This is a genomic window from Paenibacillus agaridevorans (assembly GCF_018604145.1).
GTDB classification, from domain to species: Bacteria; Bacillota; Bacilli; order Paenibacillales; family Paenibacillaceae; genus Pristimantibacillus; species Pristimantibacillus agaridevorans.
Genome location: NZ_CP075889.1, coordinates 7,472,959 through 7,492,733, shown reverse-complemented (window position 1 = coordinate 7,492,733; position 19,775 = coordinate 7,472,959). Strand labels below are relative to the sequence as shown.

15 protein-coding genes are annotated in these 19,775 nt (G+C 56.6%); 2 read left to right on the top strand and 13 right to left on the bottom strand.

Going from position 1 to position 19,775, the window contains the following annotated elements; genetic code table 11:
* Positions 1-22: 22 nt before the first annotated feature.
* From clpC to KJW29_RS29960, 13 genes are all read right to left on the bottom strand, one after another.
* The gene (gene clpC / locus KJW29_RS30020; RefSeq protein ID WP_214627379.1) at positions 23-2,491 is read right to left on the bottom strand and encodes an ATP-dependent protease ATP-binding subunit ClpC; all 2,469 of its coding nucleotides are present in this window, start codon (positions 2,489-2,491) and stop codon (positions 23-25) included.
* Positions 2,492-2,509: 18 nt separating this feature from the next.
* On the bottom strand, positions 2,510-3,583 hold the full coding sequence (gene mcsB / locus KJW29_RS30015) for a protein-arginine kinase McsB (RefSeq protein ID WP_087570256.1): 1,074 nt from the start codon (positions 3,581-3,583) through the stop codon (positions 2,510-2,512).
* Between the two features lie 66 nt (positions 3,584-3,649).
* Positions 3,650-4,177, bottom strand: coding sequence for a protein-arginine kinase activator protein McsA (gene mcsA / locus KJW29_RS30010; protein WP_087570255.1), 528 nt, complete (start codon positions 4,175-4,177; stop codon positions 3,650-3,652).
* 28 nt (positions 4,178-4,205) lie between these two features.
* Positions 4,206-4,667, bottom strand: coding sequence for a CtsR family transcriptional regulator (locus KJW29_RS30005; protein ID WP_087570254.1), 462 nt, complete (start codon positions 4,665-4,667; stop codon positions 4,206-4,208).
* Between the two features lie 814 nt (positions 4,668-5,481).
* A complete protein-coding gene (locus tag KJW29_RS30000; protein ID WP_214627378.1) occupies positions 5,482-6,909 on the bottom strand; it encodes an aldehyde dehydrogenase family protein in 1,428 nt (475 codons plus the stop codon).
* Positions 6,910-6,980: 71 nt separating this feature from the next.
* Positions 6,981-8,408: a sensor histidine kinase gene (locus tag KJW29_RS29995; RefSeq protein ID WP_214627377.1), complete on the bottom strand. Its 1,428-nt coding sequence runs from the start codon at positions 8,406-8,408 to the stop codon at positions 6,981-6,983.
* Complete coding sequence (locus KJW29_RS29990) at positions 8,408-9,088, bottom strand: response regulator transcription factor (protein WP_214631386.1); 681 nt, start codon at positions 9,086-9,088, stop codon at positions 8,408-8,410. Before KJW29_RS29990 ends, KJW29_RS29995 begins: the two co-directional genes overlap by 1 nt.
* Positions 9,089-9,127: 39 nt before the next feature.
* Positions 9,128-10,222 (bottom strand): FecCD family ABC transporter permease, encoded by a 1,095-nt coding sequence (locus tag KJW29_RS29985; RefSeq protein WP_246608442.1) that lies wholly within the window; start codon positions 10,220-10,222, stop codon positions 9,128-9,130.
* Positions 10,223-10,234: 12 nt separating this feature from the next.
* Positions 10,235-11,191 carry a heme ABC transporter substrate-binding protein IsdE gene (gene isdE / locus KJW29_RS29980; RefSeq protein ID WP_214627376.1) on the bottom strand — a complete coding sequence of 319 codons (957 nt, stop codon included), beginning with the start codon at positions 11,189-11,191 and terminating at the stop codon, positions 10,235-10,237.
* 42 nt (positions 11,192-11,233) lie between these two features.
* The gene (isdC, locus tag KJW29_RS29975) at positions 11,234-12,373 is read right to left on the bottom strand and encodes a heme uptake protein IsdC (protein ID WP_214627375.1); all 1,140 of its coding nucleotides are present in this window, start codon (positions 12,371-12,373) and stop codon (positions 11,234-11,236) included.
* A gap of 186 nt (positions 12,374-12,559) precedes the next feature.
* On the bottom strand, positions 12,560-12,892 hold the full coding sequence (isdG, locus tag KJW29_RS29970) for a heme oxygenase (RefSeq protein WP_108995684.1): 333 nt from the start codon (positions 12,890-12,892) through the stop codon (positions 12,560-12,562).
* Between the two features lie 102 nt (positions 12,893-12,994).
* Entirely contained in the window at positions 12,995-13,993 is a 999-nt protein-coding gene (locus KJW29_RS29965) for a FecCD family ABC transporter permease (protein WP_214627374.1), read from the bottom strand.
* The gene (locus KJW29_RS29960; RefSeq protein ID WP_246608441.1) at positions 13,990-15,003 is read right to left on the bottom strand and encodes an ABC transporter substrate-binding protein; all 1,014 of its coding nucleotides are present in this window, start codon (positions 15,001-15,003) and stop codon (positions 13,990-13,992) included. Before KJW29_RS29960 ends, KJW29_RS29965 begins: the two co-directional genes overlap by 4 nt.
* Positions 15,004-15,643: 640 nt before the next feature.
* On the opposite strand from KJW29_RS29960, the gene KJW29_RS29955 reads away from it, so the two are divergent.
* Both KJW29_RS29955 and KJW29_RS29950 read left to right on the top strand, forming a co-directional pair.
* Entirely contained in the window at positions 15,644-16,063 is a 420-nt protein-coding gene (locus KJW29_RS29955; RefSeq protein ID WP_214627373.1) for an NEAT domain-containing protein, read from the top strand.
* Positions 16,064-16,314: 251 nt separating this feature from the next.
* The gene (locus KJW29_RS29950) at positions 16,315-19,773 is read left to right on the top strand and encodes an NEAT domain-containing protein (RefSeq protein ID WP_214627372.1); all 3,459 of its coding nucleotides are present in this window, start codon (positions 16,315-16,317) and stop codon (positions 19,771-19,773) included.
* Positions 19,774-19,775: the final 2 nt, after the last annotated feature.

The following is a 19,775-nucleotide window of genomic DNA, read 5'->3' as shown; positions in this document are numbered from 1 at the left end:
GATGATTCGACTTGCCATTTTTTTATTTCGTAGTCGGCTCTTCTTCTTGCGTTTCAGCCGGCTGATGCAGATGTTTCGTAACGACCAACGCCCCATCCTTCTCGTCGATAACGAAGGTATCGCCCTTCTGGATGAGACCCATCAGCAGATCCTCGGACAAACGGTCCTCGATATGCTTCTGGATCGCGCGGCGCAGCGGACGCGCGCCGTATTGCGGGTCGTAGCCTTCCTTGGCAAGGAAGTTCTTCGCCGTTTCCGTCAGCGTGAAGTCGACTTGTTGCTCCTTCAAGCGTTTGCGCAGCTCGTCGGACATCAGCGTCACGATCCGGGCAATATGCTCTTCGCCGAGAGAATGGAAGACGATGGATTCGTCGATCCGGTTCAGGAACTCCGGACGGAAGCTCTTCTTAAGCTCCGCCATCACTTTGTCCTTCATCACGATGAAGTCGCGACCCGCATCTTGTACGGCGGTGAAACCGAGCGACGAGTTTTTCTTGATTTGATCCGCGCCAACATTGGATGTCAGGATGATCAGCGTGTTGCGGAAGTCGACGACGCGGCCTTTGGAATCCGTCAAACGTCCATCCTCGAGCACTTGAAGCAGAATATTGAATACTTCCGGATGGGCTTTCTCGATCTCGTCGAGCAACACGACGGAATACGGCTTGCGGCGAACCTTCTCGGTCAACTGGCCGCCCTCTTCGTAGCCGACGTAACCCGGAGGAGCTCCGACCAGTCTGGAAGTCGAATGTTTCTCCATGTACTCCGACATATCGATGCGGATAACCGCGTTTTCGTCACCGAACATGGCTTCCGCTAACGCGCGGGCCAGCTCTGTCTTGCCGACGCCCGTAGGACCAAGGAAGATGAACGAGCCGATCGGGCGTTTCGGATCCTTGAGTCCGGCTCTTGCGCGGCGAATCGCGCGGGATACCGACTTCACGGCTTCCTCTTGACCGATTACGCGGTCATGTAGAATTTCTTCCATCTTCAGCAGGCGCTCCGTCTCTTCTTCCGCCAGCTTGCTAACCGGGATGCCGGTCCAGCTCGCCACGACTTGAGCGATATCCTCGGGCGTAACCTCGGAATCGGTGCGGCCTTGCTTCTCTTTCCACTGATTTTTTGTAACGTCCAGCTCTTCGCGAATCTTCTGTTCCGTATCGCGGAGCGCGGCCGCTTTCTCGAACTCCTGGCTTTGGACGGCAGCGTCCTTCTCCTTGCGGATATCCTCCAGACGGTTCTCCAGCTGCTTGAGATTCGGCGGTACGGTATAGGAATTCAGCCTTACCTTGGAGCTCGCCTCGTCGATCAGGTCGATCGCTTTATCCGGCAGGAAACGGTCCGTAATGTAACGATCCGACAGCTTAACCGCTTGCTCGATGGATTCATCCGTAATTTTCACGCGATGATGCGCCTCGTACCGATCGCGCAAGCCGTGAAGAATTTGGATCGCTTCCTCGACGGAAGGCTGGTCGACCGTGATCGGCTGGAAGCGGCGTTCTAACGCGGCATCCTTCTCGATGTACTTGCGGTATTCGTCCAGCGTCGTCGCGCCGATGCACTGCAGCTCGCCGCGGGCAAGCGCCGGCTTCAGAATATTGGAAGCGTCGATCGCGCCCTCCGCGCCGCCTGCGCCGATGAGCGTATGAAGCTCGTCGATGAACAGGATGATGTTGCCCGCCTGACGGATCTCATCCATGATCTTCTTGAGACGATCCTCGAATTCGCCGCGATATTTGGTACCGGCGACGACGGAGCCCATATCGAGCGTCATCACTCGTTTGTCGCGCAGCGTCTCGGGAATTTCGTTGGCGATGATTTTTTGCGCGAGTCCTTCCGCGATCGCCGTTTTGCCGACGCCCGGCTCGCCGATGAGGACCGGATTGTTTTTGGTCCGGCGGCTAAGCACTTGGATAACGCGCTCAATCTCTTTGCCCCGACCGATGACCGGATCGAGATTGCCTTCCTTCGCATAAGCGGTCAAGTCTCTCGCGAGTCCATCCAGCGTCGGCGTGCTGACATTGGCAGGCGTGCCGTGGTTGCTGGATACCGCTTCGCTGCTGCCAAGCAGCTGCAGCACTTGCTGACGCGCTTTGTTCAGGCTGATGCCGAGGTTGTTCAGCACGCGTGCCGCTACGCCTTCGCCTTCGCGGATGAGGCCGAGCAGAATATGCTCCGTTCCAACGTAAGTATGGCCCAGCTTGCGGGCTTCATCCATCGACAGCTCGATGACCTTTTTGGCGCGCGGCGTGTAAGCGATGTTGTTCGGTTGTTCCTGTCCGCGTCCGATGAGCGCTTCGACTTCATCCTGAATTTTTTCGAGACCGAGACCAAGCCCGATCAGAGCCTTCGCCGCAATGCCTTCGCCTTCGCGAATGAGACCGAGCAAAATATGCTCCGTTCCGATATTGTTATGGCCTAGCCGCACCGCTTCTTCTTGAGCCAGTGCCAGCACCTTCTGCGCACGTTCCGTGAATCTTCCAAACATCATATTCCTGCACCCCCATGATCAATCTTGGATTTGAGCAACCTTCAGTTTCTCCCGAATGAGCTCGGCGCGTCTTACGTCGCGTTGCTCGGTACTCATCTTTTCATTAAAAGTCTGCTGCAGATAACCTGGCTGAGTCATGACGAGCAGCTCGTTGAGCACCTGCGGCGTTACGTCCGGCAACAGCTCCAGATCGACGCCGAGACGAACGTCCGACAGCCTCTGCGCGGCTTCCTTGGAGTCCATGATAACCGCGTGGGACAGAATGCCGAAGGAACGTTTGACGCGATCCTCCGTTCGCAGTCTGGACTCCGCCAGAAGACGTTTGCGCGCCGCCCGTTCATGCTCGATAATCTGCTTGGCTACATCATGTAGATTATCGATGATTTCCGCTTCGGACTGTCCGAGCGTAATTTGATTCGAGATCTGGAACAGATTGCCTAACGCTTCGCTGCCTTCTCCATAGAGGCCGCGAACGGCAAGACCGACTTGCGTTACGGCAGTCAGAATCCGGTTAATCTGCTGCGTCAATACCAATGCCGGCAGATGCATCATGACCGATGCCCGAATCCCCGTTCCGACGTTGGTCGGACAGGTCGTCAGATAACCGCGCTTCTCGTCGAAGGCATAATCCGCCACTTCTTCATAAATATCGTCAATTCCGCTTGCCAACGCCCATGCTTCGCCGATTTGGAAGCCGGGATATAAACATTGGATGCGCAGATGGTCTTCTTCGTTAATCATAATGCTGACGGATTCGTTCTCGCTGAGCACGACGGCCCCGCCGCGAGACTCGTTCGCCAGATTCGGGCTGATAAGATGTTTCTCCACGAGCACTCGTTTGTCCAACTCGCTAAGCTCGGATAACAGCAGCGTCTCGAAGGAGCCTACTTCGTCCAGCTTGCCCGACTTGCTGACATCCGCCAGCTGCTCCAGCACTTCATTCGCCTGGGCGCTCGTAGCGAGCATCGGGAACGGCTGCTTCCGCAAATTGCGGGCCACTCGCACCCGGCTGCTGATCACGACGTCGGAGTCCGGACCCAATGTCCGCATCCAGTCGCTCAGAGCGTCTTGGGAGAAGCGATGTACTGTCAACCCCTTCACACCCTTCCTTTAAAGGTGGTTCAAAAGCTCCGACTGCCATTACGTTGTTGCTACAACCTACATCTCCGCGATCTTGCGTTCCAGCTCGCGGATTTCGTCGCGCAGAGTTGCCGCGCTTTCGAATTCCTCCTGCTCGATATGGGTATGCAGATCCTTGCGCAATCGTTCGATCTCGCGCCTGCACTGGATAAGGCCTCCCGAACGTTTCGGAATTTTACCGTTGTGCGTCGTGCTGCTGTGCACCCGCTTCAGTAGCGGATCCAGACGTTCCGAGAATGCTTGGTAACAGGAGCTGCAGCCGAATCGGCCGATCTTGCTGAATTGCGTGTACGTTAGACCGCATTCCTCGCAGCGTATCGGCTGCTGAGGAGCACCGGACAAAGCCGATGCCGAGTTGCCTATTGCATTAAAGTCCAGCAGTCCCGATAACAGGCTGTGGATGGAGAAGCTGTTTGGTGAACCCGGAATGCCTTCGCCCCGTTCGCGGGCGCAGCCTTCGCAGATGTGGAATTCCGTCTTCTCGCCGTTTACGATTTTCGTAAAATGAAGCGTAGCCGGCTTCTTGCCGCATTCTTGGCAATACAAAGCTTCGGTCCCTCCCTTCCGCTATTCCCTATTTGGCTAGCAATGAGATGAGCATCGCTCTCAGCAGCCTTGCGCGAATCTCATCCCGCATAGGCAGCACCAGGGCAATTGTGTCCCGATGGATCGCCGCCCGCAGCAGATTCGACTCCCTTACTGTAATCATACCCGCTTCATGCAGCTGATAAATCAGGCCCTCCGCGGCGCTTTGGTCGACGCTGTCGCCAATCGTTCGTTCAATATGGTACTGAAGGTTCTTGAGCGCGGGCAGATCGACTCGCTGAATGCGGATGTAACCGCCCCCGCCCCGCTTGCTCTCCACCATGTACCCCTTCTCCAGCGTAAAACGCGTGCTGATTACGTAATTGATCTGGGAAGGCACGCAAGAGAAGCGGTCGGCAAGATCGTTGCGCTGAATCTCCACCGCGCCTTCGTCGCTGCCGTCAAGCATTTGTTTGAGGTGATGTTCAATGAGATCGGAAATATTACGCAAATCACCAACCTCCCTGAGTATCGTCTTCAGAAAGCCATACCCCTGATACTTACATTTCCAGAGCATCAGGACAGTTAAATGTCAACTCGTTGACTTTGACTTTCTTTGACTTTAGTTTTATTATACTCAAAAAATCCCGAGGGTCAAGATGGAATGTTTAAATTTTCTGACTACTTGCCTATATCATCCTGATCATCTCGATAAGCGGCCCAAACTAACACGTTCTCCCTTACGGGTCTTTGCGATCACAAATGATCAGCCCTGCCGCTAACGGACACGGGAGGCTGGCGATTCATTGTGGACGGCAGCGCAGTGAAGTAAAGGCTGATCGTAACGGACACCACAGTCGCTATTTCGCGAAAATGGGGCCTGTTCAAATGGTAACGGACACAGACGACCTTACTTCCGTCAAAACCGCATAGAATGGGCGGAAATGCACCAAATAGCGTCATCTGAGTCCGTTAGATTTTCAATATCGCGAAAATGCTGCAAATAGAGGCTCTGAGGTCCGTTAGCGAAAGCAGAACGTTTCAGCTCATTAACTCACAATGAATCGACAGCCTCACGCGGCCCTCTATATGCACCATACATGCCGTATCTCGCGACTTTTCATCGTAATAGAGCCTCCCTTGTCCGTTAAAATGTTACTCTAACGAAAAATCGAGCTTTAGTGTCGCTCATGTCCGTTAGCTTTCCTATATTTGAACAAAAAACAAAGCCAGAGCACACCTCTATATATGTAGCTTGGTGCGCTCTGGCCTTATTTATACTATGAGACCCTTGTCCGGCCTGTTTTTCGAGGACATGGAATTCATCAAATTTGGCGATTCACGACGATCAGCTTCATCTCCGTCATTTCCTGCACGGCATACTTCACGCCTTCGCGGCCCGTGCCGCTTTCCTTGACGCCTCCGTAAGGCATATGATCGACTCGGTACGTCGGAATGTCGTTAATGATGACGCCTCCGACATGCAGTTCGTCCGCCGCTCGCAGTGCAAGGCCGATATCCTTTGTGAAGATGCCCGCTTGAAGACCAAATCGGGAATCATTGACCGCGGCGATCGCTTCGTCCATGCTGCTAACCTTGCCGATGTTGACTACAGGAGCGAACAACTCCATGCAGCTGACCTTCATGTCCTCAGCCGTGTCGACCAGCACCGTCGGCTCCAGAACGCCTTCGCGAAGTTTGCCACCGGCAATTAGTCTGGCTCCGTTCTCCAAGGCTTCCCCGATCCAAAGCAAAGCCCGTTCGGTCTCAACCGAGGCAATCATGGCGGAGACATCCGTATCCTTTTCCAGCGGGTTGCCGATCTTTAGTCCCATCACTGCCAGGCGCATACCCTCCACGAACCTCTCGTACACATCGTCATGCACATAAATCCGTTGCAGCGAAATACATACCTGCCCTTGATTGGAGAACGCGCCCATGACACATCTCGGAATTATTTTCTCCACATCGGTGTCGCGGTCGATGATAAGCGCCGAGTTGGAACCTAGCTCCAACGTGACGCGCTTAAGTCCGGCCTTCGCGCGTAGCGCTTTGCCCACCTCCGGACTGCCCGTAAACGTCACCATCGCCACGCGGTCATCCTCCACGATGGCATTGCCGACGACGCTGCCCGCTCCCGTAACGACATTAAGCGCTCCAGACGGCAGGCCAGCCTCATGAAACAAATCGGCGATCAGATACGCCGAGAGAGGTGTCTGGCTCGCTGGCTTCAGCACGACCGTATTGCCGGCGGCCACGGCCGGTCCGACCTTGTGCGCGACTAGATTCAACGGGAAGTTAAATGGCGTGATGGCGCCGATAACGCCCAGCGGCTCGCGAACGGTATAGGCCAGCCTTCCTTCCCCGCCCGGCGCCGCGTCCAGCGGGATCGTCTCTCCGTACAGCCGTTTGGCCTCCTCGGCGGCGAACTTGTACGTTTGTACCGTCCTGTCCACCTCGGCAAGCGCGTACTTGAGCGGCTTAGCCGCCTCCAGCGCGATGATCCGGGCGGCTTCCTCCCTGCGCTCTCCCAGCAGCGAGGCTACCCGCTCCAGAATCGAAGCCCGCGCATAGGCGGGCATCGCTCGCATCGAATGCCGTGCCGCGTATGCGGCAGCGATCGCTTCGCCAGTTTCCGCGCGGCTCGCCATTGCGACCTCCGCGATGATCTCTGCCGAATGCGGCGCCCTCAACTCACTATAAGCTGCAGCTTCTCGCCGCCGACCGTCGATCCATAACGAACTTCTTTCCATCTCATCCGCCTCCTTACTCTTGTTGCATTATATCACAAGCATAGAATAACGAAGGCGCTCCCGATACGTTCCTACATTTTAAAAAATGGATTAAAAGGGAGAACGTTGACTTGTTTGCTCGATTCAAGCGGCAGACTCACGGTAAACGTTGTTCCCGCGCCTGAACGGCTTTCCACGCCGATCGTTCCGCCATGCTGATGGACAATACGCTGCACGATGGATAGACCAAGTCCCGTGCTGCCGGACTTCCTTTCTCTCGCCTTGTCCGCGCGGTAGAAACGATCGTAAATGAACGGCAGATGCTCCTCGGGGATGCCGTCGCCCGTATCGGATATCCGGATCGCGGAGCAACCGTCCTCGATATGGCCTTGAATCTGGATCGAGCGGCCTGCGGGGATATACTTGACCGCGTTGGAGAGCAGGTTCGACCATACCTGCATCAGAAGCACTTCGTCGCCGTGTACCTCCATGCCGGAGGGCACCAGCAGCCGCACGGCGATCTCCTTCTCGGCCAACTGCCATTCCAGCAACTGAAGCGTCTGGCGCAGCTGCGGCTGAAGCGGGAAGCTTTTCTTCTCCGTCGTTTGGTTGGCATGATCCAACGTCGAGAGCAGCAGCAGCTGACGGCTTAGCGTCGCAAGATGCCGCGTTTCTTGTCCGATAATGGCGGCGTATTCCCGAACCCGCGCGGGATCGCTCTCCTTGCCGAGCAGCGAATCCGCATAGCCCTGAATCGAAGCGAGCGGCGAATGAATCTCATGCGACACGTTTGCGACGAATTCCTTGGTGCGCTGGTCTGCGCGTTCCAGCTCCATACTCATCGTCTGAAAATGGCTCGCCAGCTCGCCGATCTCGTCCTTCCGCCTGGTCGGCAGTCTAAGCTTGTATTGCCCTTGGGCGATCCGCTTTGTCGCTTCCTTCAACTGGACGATGGGTTGAACCAGATATCGCGTGCTGAGCATGAAGTAAGGCACGCTGAACAGGACCGTCAGCATGAACATGAAGAAAAAAAACGTGCGCAGCTCATCGAAGTGGACATTGCTGTCGTGACGCAGGAAAAGAGCGTACCTGTCGGCTCCCGCCGTCACCTGTACGCCTACGGTATTGCTGAGAGTATTGTCGAAGTAACCGGAGGAAAACGCCTTGTTCGGGAATGCGGCAATGCCGTGGTACTGTCCTCCTTCCAGCACTTGCGTCTTAACCCCGTTACCCAGATCCTTCTTTGCAAAGTCTCTTCCGTAATACAAATCGTTGCCCGCTTCGTCGTACGCGTACAGCTGGTAGCCCAGCTCCGCCGAAGCCCTGAGCGTATCGCCCATCGCCTCCGGATGCGCCTCGATATGCCCCTTTACGTGCAGAAGCGTGCCGAACAGCTTCTCGTCCTGATAGGGCTTCAGCGACCAATGATAATAGACGTTGGCGACATAGAAGCCCAGGAAGCTGCTGATGAGTATCGTATAAAGCGTAATCAGGAACACGCGAAAATAAAGCGAACGCATTAAGCCAGCACCTCGAGCTTGTAGCCAACACCGCGAATCGTATGGATGTGGAAGCCTCCGCCAACCTCCGAGAACCGCTTGCGCAGCCGTTTGATATGAACATCCACCGTCCGTTCGTCGCCGCCGTAATCGGAGCCCCAGATGAGATGGATCAGCTCGTCGCGCGAGAATACCCGCCCGGGATATTCCGCCAGCTGAGCCAGCAGCTCGAACTCCTTGAGCGGCAGTAGGAGGACTTCGTCCCCGTCGACTACCTCGTAATTTTTACGATCGATGACGAGACGGCTCAGCCGGATCTTGTCGCTTGACGCGAAGGAGTACCGGCGGAACAGGGCTTTGACCCGGAACAGCAGCTCCGGCAGCTCAAACGGCTTCGTCACGTAATCGTCCGTGCCGCTTAAGTAGCCTTGCTCCTTATCGCTGAGCTGGTCGCGCGCGGACAGGATGATGATGGGAATATCGTAGTTTTTGCGGGTATATTCGCAGAGCGTCAGTCCGTCCACTTCCGGCATCATGATATCCATAATGACAAGATCCACGGCCTGATTTTCCAGAACGTTTATCGCCTCGCGACCATTTTGCGCTTCCAGTACCCGGAAACCTTCTTTGGTCATATAGTGGCCCAGCAGGACGCGGCTATTATAGTCATCGTCCGTAATAAGCAGCTGCTTCATGCGTATTCCAACCCTCCCGTGCTCGCGGCCGTCTCCGCCGCTCCTTTATTTATTCAGTCGATCGCTTCTCTTTAGCATGATGATAAGAAACGGGCCGCCGATGACCGCCATTATTATAGAAGCCGGTATTTCCGCGGGGGCCAGTACCGTTCTTCCGATCGTGTCCGCCGCCAGCACCAGCAGTGCTCCCCCGATCGCCGAGAACGGAATAAGCAGCTTATAGCTCGAGCCTACCAATGCCCGGCCGATGTGCGGGACGAGCAGGCCGACGAACATGATGAGTCCGCCGATGGCCGTTGCCACCGAAGCCAGCAGTACCGCCGCAGCCGAGATGAGCAGCCTGACGCGCACGACGCGAAGCCCCAGATTGCGGGCCGTCTCGTCATTAAAGGCCAGCATATTGCACCAGCCTCCCAGCAGCAGCGATACGATCAATCCGATCCCGCCGAAGATAGCGAGAATATGGACATCCTCCCAAGTCTTCATCGTGAAGATGGAAGAGATGGCTTGATTGACGCTGGTTACGGCGTAGCTGCCCCGGTAATTAAAGGATTGCCCGAGCCCCGTAAACGTCGCGTTGATCGCGATGCCGACCAGAATAAGCCGAAGCGGGTTCAATCCCGTGCGCCAGGAGAGCGAATAGACCAGATAACAGGCCAAGGCGCCGCCCAACACGGAGAATAACGGCGACCAGAAGTAGAGCATCGGGAACAGCGTGACGACCGTGATCGACACAAGCCCCGCACCTGACGAAATGCCGATAATGCCCGGCTCCGCGAGAGCATTTTTCATAACGGCCTGCAACAGCGCTCCCGATACGGCCAGCGCGGCTCCCGACAGCATGGATACGATAATGCGCGGAAAGCGCAAATCCTTAATAATCCCCACCTGCTCGTTCGTGCCGCTCATGAGTCCGCCCAGCAGCTCGCCGAACGACACCTTGATACTGCCCGTCATCGCGGAGAACAAGGCGAGCCCCGCCAGCAGCAGGGCCGTAAAGATGATCAGGCCGTAAGGTTTAAGCTTTCTCCACGACCTGCTGGTTGCCTTCGCGCCAGCTCCTGCATACGGGCGCGTACCCATTGGCAAAGCTTCGTCTGCATGTTCCTTCGAATCTGTCTTTGTTATCGGTGTATTCATGTTCACGTTCCTCTACGGTTCGTCGGGATACAGCATCGGCAGCAGCGCCTCCAGCGCCTCACCGACCGCCAAATTCCCCGTGGTGCCGAAGAGCGGCTCCGGCAGATCATAGACCCGGTCATTTTGCACCGCCTTGAAGTGATGCCAAATATCGTTTTTCTTAAACTCCTCGTCGAACATCTTTACAACCTCTTCCGGCATGCCATGCGCGGCGCGCAGAATGACATCGGGATTGGATTGGTGAAGGTATTCCGTGTTGGAGGCCAGAAACTCCACCTTCTCGCCTTGCACGATATTGACGCCGCCGAGCAGTCTGACCAGGTCGCCGATATAGGAATGCTCCGTCGCCACGAGATAACTTCCCGGGACGCCGAGAAGGATAAGCACCTTCGGCTTCTCCTTGCCCTCCGTCGCCTCGCGGATCTTCTCCAGCGTCGCATTGTATTCGCTGACGATTGCGGCGGCCTTGTCTTGCTTGCCGTATTTCTCGCCCAGCTTCACAATCTCCGCCTGCATCCGCTCCAGGCTGGTCAAGTCCAGGAAGGTCGCGTCAATGCCCGCATTGTCGAACACGGGCTCCAGATCGTATTGCAGCGTCGTGACCGACAACACTTCGGTTGGCTTAAGCGACTTCACCAGCTCCATGTCCGGACTCATCGGATTGCCGACCTTCGTCACCTCGTCGTACCTCTCCGGCAGCGTCTTCACGCTTTTCGGGATACCAATCAGATCGATCTCCAGCAGATCCATAATTTGCGTAATCGCCACGGTTGTCGATACGATCCGATGCTCCTCCGGCGCTTCCGCAGCTTCCTGCGTGGAAACGCTCGGGGCCGCCGACTCCGTTACGGCCGGAGCCTGAGTTGCCGCTCCGCCCTCAAGGCCCTGCGCGTTGTCGCAGCCTGCCGCTACAAGCAGGCACAGCGCGATCCATGCCGCCGCTGCCAGCTTGCCGCTTCTTCTCAACATGTATTCAATCCCCCTATTTCCCTTATTCCCGTCCCCTTTTTATTACCGAACTTTCCGTTTCCAAATATAGAACGCCCCGGCTCCCAGTACGAGCACCGCCGCGATCGGCGTCCACCAGGCCAGCCCGCTTCCGCCCTTCTCTTCGGCCGGCGCTTCCGTCGACTCTCCGGCCGCAAGCGTCGTCACGGCTTCGCCCCCCGGCACATCGCCGTCGGCCAGCTGCACGTCGCCGCCTCCTGCCGTGTCGCCGTTTTCCGTCGCATCGCCGCCTTTCGACTGTACGTCGCCACCTTCGGCGGATTCTTCTCCTTCCGCATCTCCGGCTACCTGATCGGCTTCTCCTTCACCGGTCTCACTGTTCTCCGTGCCATCTTGCCCTGACGCAGGCGAAGCAGACGATTCCCCTGTGCCGTCTTCGCCAGCAGCCGTTGTTGCCGTTGCCGAAGGGAGAAGCTCGGCAGCCGAGCCGCTATCCGTCGGCGCTGCCGCTGGCTGTGCCGCGGCGGAAGACCCGCTCGCAGGCTTGACGCCCGTTGCCGATTGTTCGGTCGAACCGGCCCCGCTGCCAGTAAGCCCGCCGCTTTGCGCCGGTTCCGCCGTTGCAATCGGCTCCGTAGTAGTCGGCTTCGCTGCCGGCACGGTTGCCGGCTCTGCCGTTGCAGTCGGCTTCGTTGTCGCCGCAGTCGAAGGCTTTGTCGCCGCCGTCTGCGCCGGAGCTGCGCCTTTTACCAGCTTGAAGCTGTCGTGTTCGAACACGAATCGGATCGTATAATCGTGGTCATAATCGATCTCTTCGACGGTCACGTGGATTTTCGAGAGAATCGGCTCCGTAATGTCCGCCGGAAATTCCACCAGCCGCGTATCCGCTTTTTTGTTGGAGCTGACGACCTTCGTATTCACGAACGACCCTCCGCTTCCCGGTACCTTGAACTCCGTCACCCAGAAGCTATGGTTGATCGTCACTCTTACCGTCGCCTTGCCGTCCTTGATCGTGACCGTGGCAGGTTTCTCCCAATAGTCGTTCGCCATGGAGACGGAATCGTTCTCCGCCTTCAAGATGAGGTAATTCGCCGTATATGTACCGTCCGCAAGATCTGCCGCGGCCATCATGCTTGCCGGCCACGCCAGCAGCGCTATACATAATGCGGCCAGCAAGCCGCTAATCTTCGCCTTCGTTGTCAACGCATTCCCGTCCCTTCCATATATAAAATCACTATGTATGATAATGATAATTATTATCACTAAATATCCTACCAATTATTTGAATTCGCTGTCAACCCTAGCCTCTAATTATTTTCTTGCCCCGATTCCATGCAAAAGGGCTTCAGGAGCCGACAGTCGACTCCCGAAAGCCCATTCGCCATCGTCTTACGCGCCCTGGGCTTCGGCCTCGGGGAGCGGGTTCCGCACGATCTTCACGTCATAGAAGGCAATCTTGTTGGAGATGATGTATTCCGGCGTCTCCCGGTGGGAATGGGATTCGCGGAACGCCTCGCTGCGCGTCCATCCCTGGAAGTCTTCCTTGCTCTCCCAGCGCGTGCTCACCGTCACCTCGTCATACTCCTTCGTGTTCTCCGTCAGCATGACTTCGAGACCCAGGAAACCTTTCATCCCTTCAACCTTGCCCACCTTGTTGAAGCGTTCGATCAGCTTCGCTCCGTTGCCCTTCGTAATTTGCGATACGTTCGTAACAATAACCATTGTCGATTCCTCCCTGGATTGTGGTATTGGCATTATTTCAAGATTAGCGCCTTGCAAGTTATGGCTGATGCCGACCGTAGTCAGCGCCCAAGTGACGGTCGTCTATCGGATCAGTCTCCTCTTCTTGAGCAGCATCAGGAAAAACGGCGCTCCAATACATGCGAGCAAAATACCAGCCGGCAGCTCCAGCGGATCGAACCAGCTTCTTGCCGCCGTGTCGGCAATGACCATGATCGCGGCTCCGCCGACGACGGAATACGGCAACAAAAATCGGTAGTCCTCGCCGATGAGCAGCCGCACGGCATGCGGCACGATCAACCCCACGAAGCCCACCAGTCCGGCGACGCTAACCGCTGCGCCCGCCAGCAAGGACGCCAATGCGACGATCAGGAAGCGCTGCCGCTCGACATGCTGGCCTAATGACGATGCCGATTGGTCGCCAAGCATGAGCAAGTTCGTCGTCTTCGCCGCGAACGGCACCAGCAGCAGACCCGCTGCCGCGTAAGGCAGCATGAATTGCAGATGCGGCCAGCTTCTGCCGCTCAAGCTTCCCGAGAGCCAAGGGATGACGCTCTGAATGCGATCGCTGTTCAGCACCATGATGCCGTTCATCACGCCGCCCAGCAGCGCGTTCACCGCGATGCCGGCCAGCACGATCTTAACGGGCGAGCTGCTTCCGTCCCAGGCCAGCAAGTAGATGATCAGGGACGAGACCAGCGCTCCCGCGAAGGCGAAGCCCGGCAGCAGATAAGCGAACTGCGGGAAGAGTACTAACGCGATAACCGCCGCTACCCCGCCGCCCGCCGACACGCCGACAATGCCGGGATCCGCGAGCGGATTCCGCATGACGCCTTGCAGCAGCGCCCCCGAAGCGGCGAGGCACGCGCCGACGAGCAAACCGATCAACACGCGCGGAAGGCGCAGATTCCAAATAATCGATTCGTGGGCGGTATCCCCCGCCCCGAACAAGGTGTGCCAAATCTCCGCCGGCGAGATCGATACCGATCCGCTTCCGATGCCGTACAGCATCGATAGAATCAGCAGAGGGCCCGCGCCAATGGCCATCCAGCGCCTTCGATTATTCCTCACCTTCACGTTCATGGTGCGAGCAGCTCCGTCAGCAGCTTTACGGCTTCGGGCACTCTCGTACCGGGGTTGGTCCCGAACAGCTCCGCCGGAAGCACGTGGATGCGTCCTTCGCGAACAGCCGCGAGCGAATTCCATGCCGGATTCCCCTCCATCTCGCGAACGAAGCCCTTCTGCACCTCTTCCGAATTGCCGTGCGTCATGATCATGATGACATCAGGACTTGCTTCCACCACTCGCTCCGTGTTGAGCTGGGCGTACTGCGGATAATTCTGCAGCCGCGGGAACTCCGCCGCCATATTTCGTCCCCCTGCCGCCTCCAGCAGGTTGCCGGCCAGCGAGTTCGGCAACGCGGCCAGGTATGTACCCGGCGCGCCGTATACCATTAGTACGCGCGGAGCGTTCTCGGAGGCCGCGGCTTTCAGTTCCGCCAGCTCTCCGTCCAGCTTCGCGAGCAGCTCGGCCGCCTTCTCTTCCCGCTCAAGCAGCTTGCCGAACAGCTGTATTTGTTGCTTAATATCCGCAATCGAATTGCCTTGCGTCAACACGATCTTCGACCCTATGCTCTCCAGCAGGGGGACGTCGTTGCTGTTAATGGGATAATTGCCGAGCACGACATCCGGCTTCAGCGACGCGATCTTCTCCAGATCGACCGTGTGGACGGAGCCGACGACGGGCACGTCCGCTACTTGCTCCTTTAGCAGTCCGCCGTTATCTTCCGGTCTGCCGACCACGGATGCGCCCAGCGCGTAGACGATATCCACCTCGCCGTTGCCCAACGCGACGATCCGGCTCGGGGCCGCTTGAAACGTTACCTTCCGATCCGCAAAGTCGGTGACGGCTATTCTCCCCGTCTGCTCTCCCCCGCTTGCCGCTCCCGCGCTGCAGCCCGCCAGCAATCCGGCTGCCGTCATTGCGGCTGCGATGATCAGGAGCGGCCTGCTCGCCGTATGAGCCTGATCCCGCTCCTGCCGCTTTGCACCGGCATTTCTCATTGTATCGATAGCTCTTCTGACTGCTTCCAATGCCAGTTACCCTCCAACCTCCGCGCCGCCCTCTTTTTGAGAGAGATTATCATTAACGCTTCACGAGGATTTTACTTCCGCAATGTGAACGGAGCGTGAACTTCAGATTACAGTTTTGTCGGAGGAGCCTTTGGCCGCCTCGGACTCTCAAAGTCTGGCGCAATTCCTAATTCCCGATCGAACTGTTGAAATCATCCCTCAGCCCGCGACAACGTAGGAAAAGGACCTTATCCCAGAAGGCGGAGTAATGTACGCACCGGCTCATCGATGGATAACCTTGGGAAAATGTAATCTAAAATTCATACTGCGTTCATAATCCGTCTGTAGAATTCAGTGTGTCACCGGCGATGTACATGCCGGGCAACTTTCTGAGAGAGAAGCAAAGCGGCGTATACCGGTGCGTCCATGCTTCAACCACAGATTTTTTTTACAACATGATCGATAATGATTATCATTATCTTGCACCCTTGTCTGTTTCTGTGGCTCTGCCACCTGCACTTATCTGCTGACGGGAAGGAGGCCTCCATGGCCCGCCGACGCGTGGCGCCATCCCAGGCTTGACCCAATCGTTGTCCTGTCGTCCTGGCCCAGCGTCTCCGATGAGACGACTACGAACTTATGCTAAAGGAGAGAGAAACTAATGAAATTTTCGTTAAAAAAAATGCTGCCTGCCATGTTGATGGCCCTTGTCCTATCCGTTGTCATGATCGTAAGCTCCGCATCCGCCGCCAGCGACCTGAATTTCAAAATCGTGAAAGCAGCTAACCCGTCGGAAACGTCCGCGGCTGACGGTTATGCCGTTAAACCCGCATCGCTTGCCAGCGACGGCGAAACGGTCACGCTCGGATTCTCCACATCCGTCTTGTACAACATTTACGGCCTGAGCATCTCCCACGATGGCGGCACGACGTATACTTCCTACACGGGCACGACTTCGGGCGGCAATATCTACTACACGTTCCCTATTGACGATTTCGGCGTGAACGCCAAGGCGAAAATCTCCGTATCGGTATTCGGTCTGTACAACCAGACCCATGATATCCAAATCGAATGGCTCTAAGGCGTAAACGGTAAAACATAACGGGCTGCCGCCGCGAGATTGCGGTGCAGCCCGTTCGCCACGACTTTTTCCGTGGCCCCTATATAAAGCAGCATCAGAGCGCCATTCATGCACGCATTCCGTAAGCGTTATGCTTTCGTCGCGCAAGCGACGGGCAGGCAGGCCCCCGCTCTGCTCGTCGCTTGTGCAACGAAGGCTGCCCAACAACGCCTGGCGTCACATTCCATTCGCAAAGGAGAGAAACCGTTAGCATGTTAATTAAAAAATCGCTTCAGCGTTACATGTCCATTCTGCTTGCCTGCTTCTTGTTATTGTCCGCCGTACCCGTAGCGGCGGCCGACGCGGATCCCGCTCCAGCCACCAAAGTCCCGGACGGGGAATACGAGGTCGGCTTCCGCATCCTGAAGAACGGCAGTACCGAAGGCTCGTATGCCGAGGATCATCTTGCTTCTACGATAGGCAAGCTGGTTGTCCTAAACGGCAACTACAAGCTGCAAGTCAGCTTTATTAATTATGACTGGTATGAGTACTGGGGCAGCCTGAAACCAGGCGGCGCGCCAGGCTCGGACGAGGTGGCCGCCGAAGCCCATTATGAGCCGTCCGTGGAAGTTGCCGTGTCCGACGGCCATGCCATCCGCGGGCCTCAGCAAGAGAATAAGCTGGTACAGGGTTACAACGGCACGGTCGAATTTCCGATTCACGATATCAGGGGCAAGCAGGAAGTGCTCATGCATATTATCGTGAAGGACCTGTACCTCCAAGCAGGAGGGGAGCCGCTCGACTACGATCACTGGTACAGGGCGCAAGTCGTCGTCGATGTGTCGAATCTGCCTTTTGTGCCGATAGACAATAATCCGGATCCCGGCGGTCCGGCGATTGATCGCGAGGAGTTGCTTTGGCAAATTACAGTAACCCAAGCTCTGTATACCAGTACGGAAGGTCAAGAAGGCGCCTGGCATGGCGCATACGCCTCAGGCGCCAGAGCGTCGCTTGCCTACGCCATCGGCCAAGCTCAAGCTGTCGCCGACAATGCAAACGCGACCGATGAAGAAATCGGAGCCGCGTACACCGCGCTTACGGGAGCATTAAATCTTTTTAAACAACAGCGAGTCAAGGTCGACAAATCCGTACTTCTTGCCAGGTTGGTAGAGGCCGAGGCGTTTGCGGCGGGTCTTGCTTACGTTCCTAACGCCGGCTTGTATATTGAAGGCGCGATAGGCGCGCTGACGCCTGCGACTATGGATTCTTCGATTACGTCCGCCAGAACCGTCTATAACGATCCGTTGGCTACGCAAGCTCAAGTCGAAGAACGAATTACGGCTCTTGCTACGACGACGGCCACCGTCAACAATTCACGTCTATTCGCCATTCCATCGCGCCTGATCGTGTTGGACTCCCTTGATGCGAACGCGACCGAATCCCCGAAGAGCTCCCTATTCGGACCAACGGCCATGATTCTGAAGCGGAATACGCTTCGCGAACATGCCAACATTGCCATTAGCGATAGCATCGCTATAGACAACGTTAACTATTTCCGCCCGAACACGGATGGTTCCGCCACGTTTGCGGTTGATCCCCTTGTTCCTGTCCATGCAAACGTGGAGACCGCTGGCTTCTACACCATTCAGGCGCAGCACAGAACTAGTACGATGCCCAGCCACGCCATCAGCGGCCTCATCAAGCTGGAATACTCCACAACTGCCGATCCCGGCGTAATCGAGACGGTCTATCTTAGCCTGAACGGCACGCTGCTTGACAATTTGAACGCAGATATCGCGGAAGCGCAAGCTCTATTTACAAGCGCGTCCACCGGGGAACGGAGCGGACAGTATGATGAGGCTTCATTGGCTGACCTTCAAGCCGCTATCGACGAAGCTATCGCTACAGGCTCCCGGTTAAGCGCCACTCGTCCGAATATTACAAGCGCATCCACAGCTCTGGGCAATGCGGTTCAGGCTTTCCTGACTTCGCAGCGCGATACCTTGCAGTTTACGGTTGCTCATGCGACTGATGCCGGTTTCTCCATGGCAGACGACTTCCTGTCCAAGCCGGCTCGCGCGACCCAGGAAAGCGACTCGCTTCATCATGTCATTCTGAACATCCCGAACAGCTCGCAGCTGGTATCATTCCAGTACAAGCAAGCCGACGCGGGCTATACCGAGGCGGAAGTATTATACACAAGCGAGAGCGAGGATTATCGCGTCGTTCTGCTCCAGAACATATCCTTGTCTGCTCTACTGGAAGCCAGAATGCACGTCGTCATCCCGCATGCCAATTACGACCAGACCCACAACGTTCGGCTGAACTTCAACGGCGTCAACAATTCGCAGTTGTCTGCCGAATACAAGAGCGCTCTGACTCAATGGCGGGGAGCCAGGGCAGGCAGCGAGATTGGCGAATATCCGGCCGAAGCGATGGCCTCGTATAAAACGGCCATCGACACGGCAGGGCAAGAAGCCATTGCTCTGAATGGATCCCAAATCAAGACGGATGCGGCTCTGCTTGTACTGCGCCTTGCCGTCTCCGCCTTCGAGGCCGCGGTCAACACGACGAATACGGGAACGCCAAGCAATCCCAACAATCCTGGCAACCCGAGCAACCCTGGCAACCAAGGACCTCAATACCCTGCCGACGGCAATTACTTGATGGACTTCACGGTTCTCAAGAAAGGCACCGAAAGCGTGTCCGTCATGAACCAGTACGTGTTCACTACGGCTCTGGTCAAGGTGGCCGGAGGCAACAAAACCGTTTCCTTCACTTTAAAACAAAGCAAGGAAGTTACGGGCTTTACGCTGAACGGCGGCAGCGGCGGCGGCTCGGGGACCGATTCGAGCACGAATACGCGCGTTGTCACCTTCTCGCTATCGGATCTGTCCGGCAAAATTCCGGGTTGGGTGTCCATCTATTGGGATCTAAGCGGCACGATCCCAGGATTTATCTATGACGAGCAATACGACGTTGACTTCAAATTTAACGAGTCCTCCGCCAAAAATGCCGGTGATCAGACCATCCCTCCAGGAGGTAACGGCAACGGGGGAATGCCTCCAGGGCTGGAGCCACCGGGTTCTGGCAGCGGCGGGCCAACGCCTGACGATGGCAAGGAGGACCCTGGGTCGGAAGGAGAGCCCGGCGAGGAAGAAACTACTTCCGAGGAAGAAGGAAACGGGACTCCGACTGTTCCATTCTCGGACACAACGAACCATTGGGCCAAATCCACCATCGAGCAAGCCGTTAAGCTCGGCATCGTGAACGGCTTCTCCGACGGCAGCTTCCGTCCGAACAACATCGTGACGCGCGGCGAATTCGCCGTCATGATCAGCCGTGCGCTTGGTCTGGATGGCGAAGGAGATGCCGATGCCCTGCAAGATTTCGGAAGCATTCCTGCATGGGCACAACCCCATGTGGCGCGCGTCGTTACCGCCGGTCTTATTGGCGGCTTCGAGGATGCTACGTTCCGCTCCGGCGGTCGGTTAACCCGCGCTCAACTGGCGGTTATTATCTCCCGCGCCGCAGGACTTAAACCGGATGACCGTTCCTCTCTGTCCTTCAACGATGCCGATTCCGTACCTGCATGGGCGCAGAGGGAAGTCGCGGCGGCTGTCGCGGCCGGCTTGATCCAAGGTAAAGACGGCAATCGCTTCGCCCCGAACGCGACAGCCACTCGCGCCGAAGCGCTGACATTGATTATCCGTTTATTGGAACGCTTGTAGTA

Excerpts from the sequence above, each read along its gene's own strand:
- KJW29_RS29950 (WP_214627372.1), top strand. The coding sequence starts at position 16,315 with ATGTTAATTAAAAAATCGCTTCAGCGTTACATGTCCATTCTGCTTGCC.
- KJW29_RS29995 (WP_214627377.1), bottom strand. The coding sequence starts at position 8,408 with ATGCGTTCGCTTTATTTTCGCGTGTTCCTGATTACGCTTTATACGATA.
- KJW29_RS29955 (WP_214627373.1), top strand. The coding sequence starts at position 15,644 with ATGAAATTTTCGTTAAAAAAAATGCTGCCTGCCATGTTGATGGCCCTT.
- isdG (WP_108995684.1), bottom strand. The coding sequence starts at position 12,892 with ATGGTTATTGTTACGAACGTATCGCAAATTACGAAGGGCAACGGAGCG.
- KJW29_RS29965 (WP_214627374.1), bottom strand. The coding sequence starts at position 13,993 with ATGAACGTGAAGGTGAGGAATAATCGAAGGCGCTGGATGGCCATTGGC.
- KJW29_RS29985 (WP_246608442.1), bottom strand. The coding sequence starts at position 10,222 with ATGAATACACCGATAACAAAGACAGATTCGAAGGAACATGCAGACGAA.
- isdE (WP_214627376.1), bottom strand. The coding sequence starts at position 11,191 with ATGTTGAGAAGAAGCGGCAAGCTGGCAGCGGCGGCATGGATCGCGCTG.
- KJW29_RS30000 (WP_214627378.1), bottom strand. The coding sequence starts at position 6,909 with ATGGAAAGAAGTTCGTTATGGATCGACGGTCGGCGGCGAGAAGCTGCA.
- clpC (WP_214627379.1), bottom strand. The coding sequence starts at position 2,491 with ATGATGTTTGGAAGATTCACGGAACGTGCGCAGAAGGTGCTGGCACTG.